17 protein-coding genes and 1 tRNA gene are annotated in these 13,104 nt (G+C 43.5%); 13 read left to right on the top strand and 5 right to left on the bottom strand.

The genetic code is table 11. The features are described 5' to 3' along the window. Positions 1–105 precede the first annotated feature (105 nt). From DOE51_RS18580 to DOE51_RS18515, 13 genes are all read left to right on the top strand, one after another. On the top strand, positions 106–861 hold the full coding sequence (locus DOE51_RS18580) for an ABC transporter ATP-binding protein (protein ID WP_142698013.1): 756 nt from the start codon (positions 106–108) through the stop codon (positions 859–861). An 84-nt stretch (positions 862–945) separates the two neighbouring features. After that, positions 946–1,677, top strand: coding sequence for an ABC transporter ATP-binding protein (locus tag DOE51_RS18575; protein ID WP_142698012.1), 732 nt, complete (start codon positions 946–948; stop codon positions 1,675–1,677). Next, positions 1,674–2,456 (top strand): ABC transporter permease, encoded by a 783-nt coding sequence (locus DOE51_RS18570; protein ID WP_246845189.1) that lies wholly within the window; start codon positions 1,674–1,676, stop codon positions 2,454–2,456. The genes DOE51_RS18575 and DOE51_RS18570 overlap by 4 nt, the downstream gene beginning before the upstream one ends. After that, positions 2,453–3,172: an ABC transporter permease gene (locus DOE51_RS18565; RefSeq protein WP_142698011.1), complete on the top strand. Its 720-nt coding sequence runs from the start codon at positions 2,453–2,455 to the stop codon at positions 3,170–3,172. The genes DOE51_RS18570 and DOE51_RS18565 overlap by 4 nt, the downstream gene beginning before the upstream one ends. A gap of 8 nt (positions 3,173–3,180) precedes the next feature. Continuing rightward, on the top strand, positions 3,181–3,957 hold the full coding sequence (locus DOE51_RS18560) for an MlaD family protein (RefSeq protein ID WP_142698010.1): 777 nt from the start codon (positions 3,181–3,183) through the stop codon (positions 3,955–3,957). A 15-nt stretch (positions 3,958–3,972) separates the two neighbouring features. Then, on the top strand, positions 3,973–4,620 hold the full coding sequence (locus DOE51_RS18555) for a hypothetical protein (RefSeq protein WP_246845188.1): 648 nt from the start codon (positions 3,973–3,975) through the stop codon (positions 4,618–4,620). Positions 4,621–5,068: 448 nt separating this feature from the next. Further along, complete coding sequence (locus DOE51_RS18545) at positions 5,069–5,809, top strand: hypothetical protein (protein ID WP_142698008.1); 741 nt, start codon at positions 5,069–5,071, stop codon at positions 5,807–5,809. Next, positions 5,797–6,234 (top strand): hypothetical protein, encoded by a 438-nt coding sequence (locus DOE51_RS18540; RefSeq protein WP_142698007.1) that lies wholly within the window; start codon positions 5,797–5,799, stop codon positions 6,232–6,234. The genes DOE51_RS18545 and DOE51_RS18540 overlap by 13 nt, the downstream gene beginning before the upstream one ends. Before the next feature lie 28 nt (positions 6,235–6,262). Beyond that, positions 6,263–6,472, top strand: a complete 210-nt coding sequence (locus DOE51_RS18535; protein WP_142698006.1) for a hypothetical protein — start codon at positions 6,263–6,265, stop codon at positions 6,470–6,472. 6 nt (positions 6,473–6,478) lie between these two features. Further along, positions 6,479–7,525: a PLP-dependent cysteine synthase family protein gene (locus DOE51_RS18530; RefSeq protein ID WP_142698005.1), complete on the top strand. Its 1,047-nt coding sequence runs from the start codon at positions 6,479–6,481 to the stop codon at positions 7,523–7,525. Between the two features lie 10 nt (positions 7,526–7,535). After that, the gene (locus DOE51_RS18525) at positions 7,536–8,699 is read left to right on the top strand and encodes a cystathionine gamma-synthase (protein ID WP_142698004.1); all 1,164 of its coding nucleotides are present in this window, start codon (positions 7,536–7,538) and stop codon (positions 8,697–8,699) included. A gap of 52 nt (positions 8,700–8,751) precedes the next feature. After that, positions 8,752–8,827 (top strand) — tRNA-Phe (locus DOE51_RS18520). Positions 8,828–8,983: 156 nt separating this feature from the next. Beyond that, the gene (locus tag DOE51_RS18515; protein WP_142698003.1) at positions 8,984–9,517 is read left to right on the top strand and encodes a hypothetical protein; all 534 of its coding nucleotides are present in this window, start codon (positions 8,984–8,986) and stop codon (positions 9,515–9,517) included. A 49-nt stretch (positions 9,518–9,566) separates the two neighbouring features. Here DOE51_RS18515 and DOE51_RS18510 read toward each other — a convergent pair whose 3' ends face one another. The 5 genes from DOE51_RS18510 to DOE51_RS18490 form a co-directional block, all read right to left on the bottom strand. Then, complete coding sequence (locus DOE51_RS18510; RefSeq protein ID WP_142698002.1) at positions 9,567–10,055, bottom strand: hypothetical protein; 489 nt, start codon at positions 10,053–10,055, stop codon at positions 9,567–9,569. A gap of 144 nt (positions 10,056–10,199) precedes the next feature. Beyond that, on the bottom strand, positions 10,200–10,790 hold the full coding sequence (locus DOE51_RS18505) for a DNA-3-methyladenine glycosylase (RefSeq protein WP_142698001.1): 591 nt from the start codon (positions 10,788–10,790) through the stop codon (positions 10,200–10,202). Then, the gene (gene pgeF / locus DOE51_RS18500) at positions 10,775–11,473 is read right to left on the bottom strand and encodes a peptidoglycan editing factor PgeF (protein ID WP_142698000.1); all 699 of its coding nucleotides are present in this window, start codon (positions 11,471–11,473) and stop codon (positions 10,775–10,777) included. Before pgeF ends, DOE51_RS18505 begins: the two co-directional genes overlap by 16 nt. Continuing rightward, positions 11,470–12,462 (bottom strand): RluA family pseudouridine synthase, encoded by a 993-nt coding sequence (locus tag DOE51_RS18495; protein ID WP_246845187.1) that lies wholly within the window; start codon positions 12,460–12,462, stop codon positions 11,470–11,472. The genes pgeF and DOE51_RS18495 overlap by 4 nt, the downstream gene beginning before the upstream one ends. Before the next feature lie 4 nt (positions 12,463–12,466). Continuing rightward, positions 12,467–13,096 (bottom strand): helix-turn-helix transcriptional regulator, encoded by a 630-nt coding sequence (locus DOE51_RS18490; protein WP_142697999.1) that lies wholly within the window; start codon positions 13,094–13,096, stop codon positions 12,467–12,469. Between the last annotated feature and the right edge of the window lie 8 nt (positions 13,097–13,104).

Raw genomic sequence — 13,104 nt, 5'->3', positions numbered from 1 at the left:
TTGAACTTGCGTCGATGACCCATTCAATATCAAATCGTAAACAGAGACAAGGGATACTGCTTGGCGCAGGACTCACGAATTGCGACTCTTCGAGGGTGGATCAACATGAGTATTATACGTCTGCAAGATGTGACTGTGGCTTTTGATTCACAGATTGTTTTGAGCTCCATTAATTTGGAAATCAAAGCAGGGGAGTCCTTTGTCATTGTGGGGCCAAGTGGACAGGGAAAAACGGTTTTGCTGAAAACCTTGGCGGGACTCATAACTCCGCAGAATGGCAAAGTTTTTGTGGAACAGCAGGAGTGGTTGACACTCAGTCCCAAGGCGCGTTTGCCGCTGCTTAAGAAAATGGGAATTCTGTTTCAAAAAAATGCTCTGTTCGATTCACTGACTTGTCTGGAAAATATTTGTTTTCCTTTGCGCGAAACAACGGAACTTTCTGAGACAGAAATACTGAACAAGGCTGAGTATTTTCTCGATGCAGTGGGCATTCCACATGCGCGCGATCTTTTTCCCGACGAGATCAGCGGCGGAATGCAAAAGCGACTCGGAATCGCTAGAGCGCTGGCTCTAAATCCAGAAATCATTTTCTACGACGATCCCACTGCGGGACTTGATCCCATCACGTCGAAAAAAATCATCGAGCTGATCATCGACTTGAAGAAGAAAAACAATTCGACAGTTGTTGCGATCACGAACGACATGAATCGCGCATATCAACTTGCAGATCGCATCGGCATGGTTGTGAATCAAGAGCTGCTTATCACGGGCACTCCGGAACAAACAAAAAATCATCCTGATCCACGCGTGCATCAATTCATTCGCGGAATGGTCGAAGGACCACTGACCGCACAAGCGTAGTAAGAGCTGTTCACGCGAGAGAGACGACTAGTCCTATAGTACTTTATCCATTGACCCACTTAGGTCCGGAACCTACGATGAGTTGTGATTGAGTTTAAGAACCTCGTAAAACGATTTGGTACACGCACGGTACTCAACGGATTAAATCTAGAAATCCGCGAGGGAGAAATCATTTTTGTGCTGGGGACATCTGGCACTGGTAAATCTGTCTTATTAAAAAATATCGTAGGACTTTTAAAGCCTGATGAAGGCGAAATCTGGATCGACGGTGAAGAGGTTTCGCAATTCACTGAAGATCAGTATTTTCCCATTCGCAAAAAATGCGGCATGGTCTTTCAACATCCCGCACTTTTTGATTCATTAACAATTTATGAAAATGTGGCTTTCGGTTTACGTCGTCATTTTCAATTGAGTGAAGACGAAATCAAAGCGCGCGTGGGCAAAGCACTTAATCTTGTGCATATTCAAGGTGTCGAAGAAAAAAGACCGGCACAAATTTCTTACGGCATGCAAAAGCGTGTCAGTCTTGCGCGCACAATTGCTTTACAACCAAAAATTCTGCTTTTTGATGAACCCACGACGGGTCTTGATCCCGTCACAACGACAGCCGTGAATCAGTTGATTCAAGATCTTTCAAAAAAACTAAGAACGACATCCATCGTTGTCAGTCACGACATGAATTGCGCCCTTTCAATCGCGGACCGCATCGTGGTTCTTGATAAAGGACAAATTGTCGCACTAGGAACGCCAGATGAATTGAAACGTTCTACTCATCCATTGGTGAAGGACTTCTTGGAAGAGGTTCTTCACGCATGATGGGTCTTTTCATTCACCTTTTAGACGAAGTGGGTGGCAACCTTTTGTTCTTTAAAGAACTACTGATTTCGCTACTTAAGAAGACTCCAAAATCGCGCGATGTTTTCGATCAGATCTGGAAAGTCACGACAGACAGCTTTTTCACAACAGCGATGGCAGGCTTTTTCGTCGGCGCAATTATGAGTGTGCAATTTGCGATGTTGATGAAGGAATTTGGCGCTTTGGGATATTTGGGTGGCCTATCAACAAGTGCGACATTCCGTGAAGTGGGACCCTTATTAATCGCCTTCATGCTTAGCGGAAAAGTCGGTGCTTATACATCAGCGGAACTGGGTACGATGCGCGTGACCGAACAAATTGATGCTGTTCGCTGTTTGGGAGCAGATCCGATTCAGGAAATTATTGCACCACGATTCGTGGGTATCATCATTGCCAGCTTCTTCTTATTGGGCGGCGGTTTGATCATGTCGGTTCTGGGCGGCATGTTGATGGGAAATCTTTTTGCCGGTGTGAACTTCGAAGAATATCTACGTCATATTCCGACAATTGTTAATCCGATCTCGATTCTTAGTGGGCTGGTAAAATGCGGTACATTTGCCGTGGTTTTAGCGACGGTTTGTACGTTTAAAGGCTATTACACAAGTGGCGGAGCAAAAGGCGTCGGCAGATCTGTCGTTTCAACGGCCGTTACCACGATGGTTGCAATCGTCGTGATGGATTGGTTCACAAGCTTTATCGGAGAGATCATTTTGCAAATGATCAGAGGTTATCGCTCATGATTTCACTCTTTGCTGAAACCTTTTTTGGTATTTTTGTATCGCCATTCCGTCGCAAAGAATTCCTGCAACAACTTCATTTTGTGGCAAATCGCAGTTTAATCATCATCGTCTTCTGCGTCTGTTTCGCCGCGATCGTGACCATTCTTGAATCGTCATTTCATATGAAGATGGTGATTCAGAACGATTCGATGGTTCCTGGTTTCGCTGCCGTTCTGATTTTACGCGAACTTGCAGCAGTTGTAATGGCGCTGTTGTTGGCTTCACGCGTGGGCGCGGGATATGCGTCTGAAGTGGGAAGCATGCAGATCACTGAACAAGTGGATGCACTTAAGATGTTGGGAATTGATCCAGTTAATTATCTGGTTGTCCCACGCTTTTTAGCCTGCATTTTGGGTGCGATGATGTTGACGGTGGTCGCAAATATGACGTGTTTGCTATCGGCAATGATGATCAGCCAATCTTATTTAAGTTATACGCCGGGGATGTTCTTGTCCTCGATGCATCGTTTTGTCCAGTTCCGCGACATCATTTTTGCGATGATTAAAGGAGCGTGTTTTGGTGCGGTGATCCCTATCGTCGCATGTTACTTCGGTTTCAACTGCCAGCAAGGTGCTGAAGGAGTTGGAAAAGCGACGACAAATACGGTGGTCGTAGCCTCGATCGGAATCATTGTTATCGATTTTATTTTATCTTACACTTTTAGCCACATGTACTAGGAGCGTTTATGAAAGTGGAAACAAAAGTAGGTCTTTTAGCGCTGGTCAGTTTCGCACTGATTGCTTTGTTCGCTTACTTTATGGGACTGGTTTCGCCATTCTCAAATACTAAAGAGCTCAACGTCATGTACAACTATGCGGGTGGAATCGAAGAGGGTTCTCCAGTTCGCGTGATGGGTATTAAAGTGGGAAAAGTTAAATCAATTACTTTTGATCCTGCTTTTAAGATGGCGAACGGCGAAGAAGCGAAGCTTCGTCTGACTATCACAATTGACAAAAAAGCCTGGACCAGCGTCCGTAAAGACTCGAAATTTTTTATCAATCTTGCGGGTGTGATCGGGGAAAAGTTTCTGGAGATCTCTGCAGGTTCGATGGATGCCGGGGAATTTTCTAACGGAGATTATGTTCGTGGTGAAGATCCACCACGTATCGATCAATTGATTTCACAAGGTTATGGCTTAGCGGGAAAATTAATTGAAATTGTGGAAAAGAACCAGGGATCTGTGACAAACGTCATCAAACAACTGGATAATTTGACTACGAACTTCAATAAAACGCTAATGCTCTTGGATAAGACGACGAAGAATCGCGAAATGGCAAGATTGCTTGATAATGCAGTCAAAATCAGCGATGACTTGGCGTATCTGACAGGCAATTTGCGTTCTAAGAAGGCCGAAGAAACTTATGACCTTGTTCATAAACTTCTTTTCCGACTTGAACCAGTTGACGGCCCGGCTCTGAAAAAGTTTTTCCAAACTGAAGGGGTTCGCGCGAGAGTTTTCTAATAACAGGAGGTGTTCATGCTTAACTCATTCACACGTTTTTCCGCTCTTGCAGTTATTGTTATGGGCGTAAGCGCAGCACAGGCAGCGGCTTTGAGTGCCAACTCTGAAACGATCAGCTCTAAAGCTCTATCGATTGAAAAAGCCTATAGCCAAGATATGAAAACTGAATCCAATACAATGAGCTACTCTTCAACACTTAAAATGCGTGAAGAATTGCGCATGGGTGCTGGTATTTCCGTTGGTGGACAACTTGGTTCGGTGGGTATCAACGCTGAATTCAATTTTGAAGATGAAAACAGTGTTATGGCGGGTTTCGGTACCGGTCCTGGCTACAATTCGATCTCGTTGGCATGGAAACATGCGTTTGAGGGCGATTATATTGCTCCTTATTTCACGGCAGGTTATTCGCGCTGGTATAATTCACGCGGACATAGCGATGCGTGGAAGGATTCAGACATCCTAGACCGAGTTTTGACAAGTGACGAAAAAGCGACCGGCCGTTTTGGTACGAACTTCGTGAACGGTTCGTTTGGCATTCAATATAATCAGTTGTCGGGAACTTTCTATGGTTTCTCTGCTTATGCAGAGATCGTTGCGATGTATGAAATCACGCGCTCGCAATTGATTCCATCGGGCACTGTTGGAACTCTTTATTACTTCTAATTTCTTCACCAAAATTCGAAACGAAAAAAGGGAGCACATTGCTCCCTTTTTTTTACTCTTCACACTGCAGAGTTATCTAAATTTTATTTTTCTCTATCGCCCGGAAATCCGCTCTGGATCAGTGTTTCAGGCATAAAAAAACCCCAGAGTTGCCTCTGGGGTTTTAAGTACTAAGCTAGTACTAAGAAATTACTTCTTAGCTGCTTTTTTAGTAGCTTTTTTAGTCGCTTTTTTTGCTACTTTTTTAGTAGTTTTTTTAGCTGCTTTTTTTGTAGCTTTTTTTGCTGCTTTCTTTGCCATGTGCTCCTCCTAGGATGCAAACGTTGTTGTTGTTACTTACTTTGTAAAAAACCTTACTTACCCTAAGTCTTCCTAATTCGACCATCGACGTCAACAAAAAAATTGCTTGCATATTTTTTGCGGAGATCGCGATCCGTGGAGGTGGGTGATGATCATCCTTTTTTCGATTTCGATGCTCGGACAAGCGCTCATACATCGAACTCTTTTGCGGATCTCTCAAGAATTTGCGATCTCTCAACACACATTTAGGTCTTTGATGATCTTAAATGCGGTGTTGGTGTCGTTTCTTGCCATCAGCTTTCACTCATCACCAATCTCACTCTGGCTTTTCATCGGCATTATTTTAATAACTTTAAAGTTTTTCCCGGGTATTTTGCGTTTTTTTATGATGAGAACACTTTCAAGCGCGTTGATTCCGTTACTTGATAGCGTGATTTTGGGTCTTCAATCAGGAAAATCTTTCCGCTTCGCACTTCATGCAGCGATCGAAAATCAAAACGGTTGGCGCAGAAATCAGCTGCGCGAAATTTATAATTTCATCATCACATCAGATGCGGTTCACTCCGCGAAATCCGCTCTGCTCAAGGATTTGCAGGCAGAGCTTGCAGAAATTGATCGCTCGAATGCACGCACGATTGATCAAGTGAAAGCGTTGCGAAGGAACCTTAAGCTACGCGAAAATTTTCGACGTAGGTCTGGACAAGTGACCCAGCAAATAAAAATGCAGGCGATAATTGTCACCGCGCTTTTTTCTGCGCTTCTTTCTTTTGTAATTGTGCAATTTGGGTTCTTTCAGCATCGATTTTTAATCTTGGCATCATTTTTTATTTTCATGATCGGGCTTTTTTGGATCTTTAATGTGGGGAGAAAGATGAAATGGAAGGTGTAGCACCGCCGCTTGAACTTCTTTTAGCGGTCAAAAGAAGTTTAGAAAAGGGTCAGACCGCGAAACAAGGCATTCTTAATTATTTAAAACGATGTGAAGGCGAATTTCCGACCACTGTTTCAAAATGGATGGCGCTATTGCATCAAGGAAAAGAGACGCAGACGCTGATTTCCGGGATTTCATCACAACATCGGCAGGTTCTTTTGCAGCTTTTGGAGCGCGGAATGCGTGGTGAGGCCATTTACAATGTGCTTCTGACTCTGGAAGAAGAGATCATGGAGGCATGCCATGAAGAACTGACAAATAAATTGGCGCGCCTTCCCTTTATTTTGCTTGTTCCGCTGTTGTTATTTCAATTTCCAGCATTCTTGATGCTTCTTTTTGGCCCGCTTCTTCAAAATTTTTTTCACTCTTTAGGGGGCGGATGATAGAGTGGCGGTGTTGGAGGATAAGCCCATGTCAAAAGAGCTTGTGACCAGAAAAAATCTGGAAAAGTTGGTCGATGAGTTGATGAAAGATCAGCCGAATCGTCAAACAGTCAAGAAGCTCACTTCTGAGCTGGGCATGGCTTATTCAGTCGATCCATTGACTCAAATGAATACAGTTCTGCAGTCGATGAACTCGGTCTATCTTCCTTCCAACAGAAGAGATGATCTAGAAAGATAGTTTTTCATGTCACATATCCTTGATTCCATCTTGGAAACTGTTGGCGATACGCCAATGGTGGCTCTTCATAATGTTACGAAGGGTTCAAAACACAAATTTTTCGCGAAAATCGAATATTTTAACCCAGGCGGCAGCATTAAAGACCGCGTTGCGGTTGCAATTATCGAAGAAGCCGAAAAACGTGGCGATTTAAAACCGGGTGGTACAATTGTTGAGGCCACTTCAGGAAATACAGGTGTGGGTTTGGCTTTGGCGGCCGCAGTTAAGGGCTACAAATGCATCATCATCATGCCTGAAAAGATGAGTGAAGAAAAAAGAGCTCTTCTTCGCGCCTACGGTGCACAGGTTGTCATCACTCCGATGGTTGAACCAGATCATCCAATGAGTCATTACAATGTCTCTAAACGAATCGCAGCGCAAATCCCGGGCGCGTTTTTGGCGAATCAGTTCTTCAACCCAGATAACGTAACGAAACATTATCAAACGACAGGTCCAGAAATCTGGAAACAAACGGATGGTAAGATCGACATGCTTGTCGGTGGCGCTGGCACCGGCGGAACACTTTCAGGTTGTGCAAAATATCTGAAAGAGCAGAAAAAAGACGTCAAAATCATCTGTGCCGACCCAGTGGGCTCGATTCTTTACGATTTGTACTATCATAAAAAGATCGTTGATCCTCCAGGTTCGTACAAAGTTGAAGGTATCGGCGAAGATATGCTTCCAGGCAATGTGCACTTGGATATTTATGATGGTTTTATCCGCGTTAATGACCAAGAAGCATTCGATATGACTCGCAGACTGGTGTCTGAAGAGGGTTTGCTGGTCGGTCCTTCAAGCGCAACTGCTTTAGTGGGCGCGATCAAAGCATCTGAAAAAGTTGAAAAACCGATGAATATCGTTGTGGTTTTCCCAGACAGTGGTCGTCAGTATCTTTCAAAAGCCTTCAACGATCGTTGGATGGTGGATAATGGTTTGTTGAAAGAAGAACAAATCAAAGATGCTTTCAACCGCGTGATTTCTGCTGAAGACGCTTTAAAAATTTATAACAAATAGTAGGTATACGATGAAAAAAACAACTCAAGATCTTGGTTTTGCGACAAGAGCTATTCACGCAGGACAATCTCCTGATCCAACAACAGGCGCGATCATGACTCCGGTGTACATGACCTCGACTTATGTACAAGAATCTCCGGGCGTTCATAAAGGTTGGGAGTATTCTCGTACTCACAATCCAACTCGTCGCGCTTATGAAAATTGCATGGCAAGTTTGGAAAATGGTAAATTCGGTTTTGCATTTGCTTCTGGTTGCGCGGCCACAACGACGATTCTTCATCTTCTTAAAGGTGGCGATCACGTTGTCGCGATGGACGATATGTACGGCGGCACTTTCCGTTTGTTCGATAAAGTTTTGAAGCATGACGGAATGGAATTTTCATTCGTAGATTTGACCAAATTTGAAAACTTCGAAAAGGCGATCAAACCAAATACTAAAATGGTGTGGTTGGAAACTCCGACAAATCCTACTTTGAAATTGGTTGATATCAAAAAAATCGCTGCTCACGCGAAAGCAAAAGGCATCTTGGTAGCGGTTGATAACACATTCATGAGCCCTTACTTCCAAAAACCTTTGGATTTAGGTGCCGATATCGTTGTTCACTCAGCAACAAAGTATATCGGTGGTCATAGTGACGTGGTCGGCGGTATCGCGGTGACTTCACGTGAAGATTTGGCTGAAAGAATCCAGTTCTTAACGAACTCTATGGGTGGTATCCAAGCGGCGTTCGATGCGTTCTTGTGCCTAAGAAGTTTGAAAACGTTGCCACTTCGTATGAAGGCTCACCAAGAGAACGCGATGGCGATTGCGAAATTCTTGGAGTCTCATCCAAAAGTTGAAAAAGTTATTTACCCAGGTTTGGAAAGCCATCCGCAACATGCTTTGGCGAAAGCCCAAATGTCAGGTTTCGGCGGTATGATCACGTTCTACATCAAAGGTGGAATGGAATCGGCTCGTAAATTCCTAGAAAACGTGAATGTTTTTTCTTTGGCAGAGAGCTTAGGTGGGGTTGAAAGCTTGATCGAGCACCCAGCAATTATGACGCATGCCTCCGTTCCTCCTGAAAATCGTAAGGCTTTGGGCATTGATGATTCCCTTATCCGCCTTTCAGTAGGTGTGGAAGATCTACAAGATCTACTAAATGACCTAAAATCCGCGTTCGATAAGGCTTAGTGTTTGACATCAAAGAGGCCAAAAGATAAACATTTGGTCTCTTTGAACGAATGGCTTGGTAGCTCAGCTGGTAGAGCAGAGGACTGAAAATCCTTGTGTCGGCGGTTCAATTCCGTCTCAAGCCACCATTTTTCTCACTATCCCTGCTTCATTATATTTCGCCTGTGTTTGAAAAATCTGATTCACTTCGGCTTCGCCGAAGTAGTTTTTTTCTTTAATGCTTATTAAAACGTTGGCCAGATTACGGAAAGCTCCTCAGAATATTTCTATAAGGAGAATCCCGTATGAAACTCGCTATCTCTTTTCTTTCTTTTTTGGTGCCGTCTTTTGTATTTGCGGCTCAATCGCAAGGTGTGACGCCGGACTTCACTTGTATGGCGGAACTTCCAACAACTTCATTTTATTCAAAGCCGATCAAAAATGAAGATGGTGATGAGTTGGTTGAATTCAAAGTGCAACATCACTTTGGCGTCGACAATGCTCCTGTGTTTCAAGGAGTTGTGACGGGACATGATTTCCCTTATCTGCAACAGCGTTTGGAAGTTATTAAAAAACTTGGCAACACGTTCACAGTGAAATTTAAAAAAGTAAATTGTTTGAAAAGCGGGGATGAATTGTTCTCGTGCGGATCAGGAAGCGACAGTGAAATCAATGGCGTTCCTGTGACGGGATTTGGTTTCACAACTCGTGTGATCGATACCAAAGTTTACGAATATAAATTCAAGAGCAATCAAGTGACATTCTCGTTCACGTATGAAGGAATGTCTTATGATATTCCGATGCAGTACGGGCCGGATGAATGTAATTTCAAAAACTAGAACGAATAGAAAAGCAAAGGCCCTCGATGAGGGCCTTTTTTATTTCCAATTATTGCGGAGTTGGTTCGCCTGCGCAGTTAGGAATCGTGTAAGACTTTGTGAAACGGTACTGTTGGTATGTACGTTTCGGAGTTAGCAATTGATACACTGGAACTTGAACTGTCATCGGGTAAGAACCAGTAATGCGTTGTTTTTTGCAAACTGTGCGGCTGTTTTGTCCACCTTGAGAAAAACAGTTTTCTTGCACTAGGCTATAGTGAATTGGCGTCGAAAGAATTTCTCTGCCAACAACTACGATTTCTTGGCGATCGCCGTAAGTGCGAGTTTCAGTGATGTCGACTGGTTTCGTTGTTTGAAGACGATCACCGTTACGGCACACCATCATGTAATCAATTGAACGACCCATATATACAGTAGGTGCTTTTGGATTTAGATATGGAGTCGCGTTGATTTCTTCCCAAGAAGAATTTGCGTTCACAGTGGCAAATGCAGACGAACAAGCGATCAAAGTAAGTAAAGACAAGAACAATGCTTTCATGGATATCACTCCTGATATGTTTCCGGGTTATTGGTTTTTTCCTCTTGAGCTCAAAGAGATGCCATAACCTGCATCGTCGACACAGTTTTAAACAAGTTACCGATCAGTAAGCGGAACACAGAGCGTTCCACGAACTTTCATGGCCTATTTTTTAGAGACATAAAGATTATCTTTTAGATAAAAACGCAAAGGCCACGACGCAGCTTCGCCCGCGTAATCCACGCCCACACGGGGTTTTGCGACGATTTGTTTTTTTAAAACTTCAAAGCCATCATCACTTACGTAAAGTTCCGAACGCTTTTTCCACAGCTTAATCCCATCGTGTGAACGATTAATGCCATAGTACTTACACAGTTTTCCGGGACCATTTGTTTTCAGATCTTTTTTCTTCACACCATGTTGTGAAGGAAGCGGTTCTACACCACGAATAAGAACTGCTTGCGGATTGCCTTTTTCTCGAGTGACAAAATTCAAACAGAAATACATTCCATAAATCATATAGACGTAAGAATGGCCGCCTTCTTGATACATAGATTGTATACGGGGAGTATTTTTGTCTCCATACGAGTGGGCTGCGGGATCATCGATTCCAAGATAGGCTTCGGTTTCAACAATGCGTGCGCGAAATTCTTCATTTTGAATTTTGATATGTAGAACTTTTCCCAACAGATCTTTTGCGATCTGCGTGGTGTCTTCCATATAGAATTCTTGCGGAAGAATTAAGAGATCCGACATATAAAGCTGACCTGTCTGCCGGCTTTTTCTTTGTCTCTGCGGTGGGAATGGAAATCGGGATTTGTGAACGTATCAATATGCAGATCAAAAACTCTGTCGGCTTGAATGTTCATAGACTGAAGTTGTGCTTTAACGACTTGATTTAAATCGACCAAAGCTTTGTCTTCAGAAATCTTTTCTGTGAATAAAGTGCGTTGTGCTTCGGTCAATGTGCCAAGGCTGCCAAGAATTTGATCGCGCACATCCAATCCCACTTCGAAAGATTTTTTTTGAATGTGGGGTCCGATGATCACATCAAGTTCTTCTGCGGGAATGCCGCTAGCAATAAGCTTTTCAATGGTTTTGATGGTGATGCGATTGGCGACACCTCTCCATCCGGCGTGAACGCCTGCGATGGTGCCGGTTCCTTGGTGATAAAATAACAAAGGAACGCAGTCGGCGGTGATCACGCAAATGCCGACGTTTTTATTTTTAGTGATATGCGCGTCGGCGATCACTTGTAAATCAGTGGAACTATTTTCTGATTCAACAACGGCGTCGCTGTGAATTTGTTTTACACGAACAAAATCAATATCGGGATATGCTGCTTTTAAAGCAGGAATTTGCGCATTCACACCACCGAATAACATTATCAGGTGGGGAGTACGAATTTCATATCCCAATGGTGTTTGTTCTATGTTCACACAAGACCCCATTTTTTTAGCAGAACTAGAATGTCCTCGGGCCAATCTTTTTTGAAGGAAAGGCGTTCCCCTGTGCGTGGATGAGTAAATCCTAATTCCGCCGCATGCAACAGAAAGCGAGGCAGATTTTTAAGATCTTCCTGAATGGATTTTTGCTCAATAGATTTTATCTTTCTGTCAGCACCGTAAAGAAGATCCCCGGCAATTGGCAAAGAATTTTCTGACAAGTGCACGCGGATTTGATGAGTACGGCCAGTTTCAAGTTTCAACTTCAGATAACTTAAACCTGCTTTACGATTCAAAACTTCATAGTGAGTCACGGCCCACTTACCACTTAATGGTGGATCTTCTTGATCGCTCAAAGGATAACCATCATCACCTATGATCGAAGCATAACGTTTGCGATCAACCGGATGACGAGCTAAGAAGCTGCGGAATGTTCCTGACATTGTGCGAGCCGTACCAATAGAAACCGCAAAATAAATTCGGTGAGTGCTGCGCTCTTTAAACTGTGCGGTTAAAGATTCGTGGGCCTTATCGTTTTTAGCGACGACAATAATTCCACTAGTTTCTTTGTCTAAACGATGAACGATGCCGGGACGTTCTTCACCGAACTTCATAGACAAATCATCGGTATGTGAAATCAGCGCATTGACTAAAGTATCGTGTGCGTGACCTGCAGCGGGATGGACAACAAGACCTGCGGGTTTGTTGATGACGATGACATCTTCATCTTCAAACAGAACATCTAATTTTAGATCGTAAGGTTGAAGTTCAGTCGGTGTCGGATCGGGCAGTGTGATTTCGATGGAATCGCCCTCTTTAATTTTTGCAGAGGCTTTTTCGATCTTGCCGTTCACCATCACAGCTGAGTTATCAATCAGATGAGCTGCGCGCGAGCGCGTTTCGATTTCGGGAATAAGAGCCAACGCCTTATCAAGACGAAGACCTGCCATCTGTTCGTCGGCGGTAACTTTTAAATTTTTCACGGGATTATTTTCCTAGAACCTGTTTGAAGTTCTTCATGTAGGAATCAGCTACTTTTTTATCGTCAAGAACCAGAGCTCTTGCGATTTGTACGACGTAACCACGTACGAAAACGATAGCTGGAAGATTTGCTGCATCCATTTTCTCTAAAGCAGTAACGTACCAAGAATTGATCTTAGTGATTTCGGACATGCGCTCGACAGAGATTTGCTTGTATTCACGAACTTTCTTAAGGAAAGCGCCATCCCAGTTTTCTTGGGCTGCGATTTCTTTTTCGAATTCAGGATCTTTTTTGTAAGCAGCTTCTTTCTTTTCCACTGGTTTTGGTTCAGGGAAAACTTGTTTGCTGGCTTCAATGATCGATGCATAAGTCAGGTCGTTCAATGAAGCGCGACCGCTTAATAATCTTTGATCGTAAATATTGCGTAGGATTTTATTACCAAGGACCTGGTAGGCTTCTTCGATCATCACAAGAAGTTCACGAGCTTCTTGTTCAGAGAAAATTGTATAGATCGCAGGATTGTCACCAGAGTACGTATTGCGTGCACGCTCGTAAGCTGCGCTGACCTCATGCTGAGGAGCGCCTGCTTGTAGTTCCAAGATTTCGTAGTAATTATATCGAGCTGTTGCTTGCATCGTAGGTA

The sequence above is a fragment of the Bdellovibrio sp. NC01 genome, assembly GCF_006874625.1.
Taxonomy (GTDB): Bacteria; Bdellovibrionota; Bdellovibrionia; order Bdellovibrionales; family Bdellovibrionaceae; genus Bdellovibrio.
Note: the sequence above shows the minus strand (reverse complement) of the source record. Positions and strands in the feature narration are given on the sequence as shown.

What these genes read in the sequence shown, in the direction of transcription:
- DOE51_RS18580 (WP_142698013.1), top strand. Translation starts at nt 106, where the DNA reads ATGAGTATTATACGTCTGCAAGATGTGACTGTGGCTTTTGATTCACAG.
- DOE51_RS18570 (WP_246845189.1), top strand. Translation starts at nt 1,674, where the DNA reads ATGATGGGTCTTTTCATTCACCTTTTAGACGAAGTGGGTGGCAACCTT.
- DOE51_RS18565 (WP_142698011.1), top strand. Translation starts at nt 2,453, where the DNA reads ATGATTTCACTCTTTGCTGAAACCTTTTTTGGTATTTTTGTATCGCCA.
- DOE51_RS18560 (WP_142698010.1), top strand. Translation starts at nt 3,181, where the DNA reads ATGAAAGTGGAAACAAAAGTAGGTCTTTTAGCGCTGGTCAGTTTCGCA.
- DOE51_RS18555 (WP_246845188.1), top strand. Translation starts at nt 3,973, where the DNA reads ATGCTTAACTCATTCACACGTTTTTCCGCTCTTGCAGTTATTGTTATG.
- DOE51_RS18545 (WP_142698008.1), top strand. Translation starts at nt 5,069, where the DNA reads ATGATCATCCTTTTTTCGATTTCGATGCTCGGACAAGCGCTCATACAT.
- DOE51_RS18540 (WP_142698007.1), top strand. Translation starts at nt 5,797, where the DNA reads ATGGAAGGTGTAGCACCGCCGCTTGAACTTCTTTTAGCGGTCAAAAGA.
- DOE51_RS18535 (WP_142698006.1), top strand. Translation starts at nt 6,263, where the DNA reads ATGTCAAAAGAGCTTGTGACCAGAAAAAATCTGGAAAAGTTGGTCGAT.
- DOE51_RS18530 (WP_142698005.1), top strand. Translation starts at nt 6,479, where the DNA reads ATGTCACATATCCTTGATTCCATCTTGGAAACTGTTGGCGATACGCCA.
- DOE51_RS18525 (WP_142698004.1), top strand. Translation starts at nt 7,536, where the DNA reads ATGAAAAAAACAACTCAAGATCTTGGTTTTGCGACAAGAGCTATTCAC.
- DOE51_RS18515 (WP_142698003.1), top strand. Translation starts at nt 8,984, where the DNA reads ATGAAACTCGCTATCTCTTTTCTTTCTTTTTTGGTGCCGTCTTTTGTA.
- DOE51_RS18510 (WP_142698002.1), bottom strand. Translation starts at nt 10,055, where the DNA reads ATGAAAGCATTGTTCTTGTCTTTACTTACTTTGATCGCTTGTTCGTCT.
- DOE51_RS18505 (WP_142698001.1), bottom strand. Translation starts at nt 10,790, where the DNA reads ATGTCGGATCTCTTAATTCTTCCGCAAGAATTCTATATGGAAGACACC.
- DOE51_RS18490 (WP_142697999.1), bottom strand. Translation starts at nt 13,096, where the DNA reads ATGCAAGCAACAGCTCGATATAATTACTACGAAATCTTGGAACTACAA.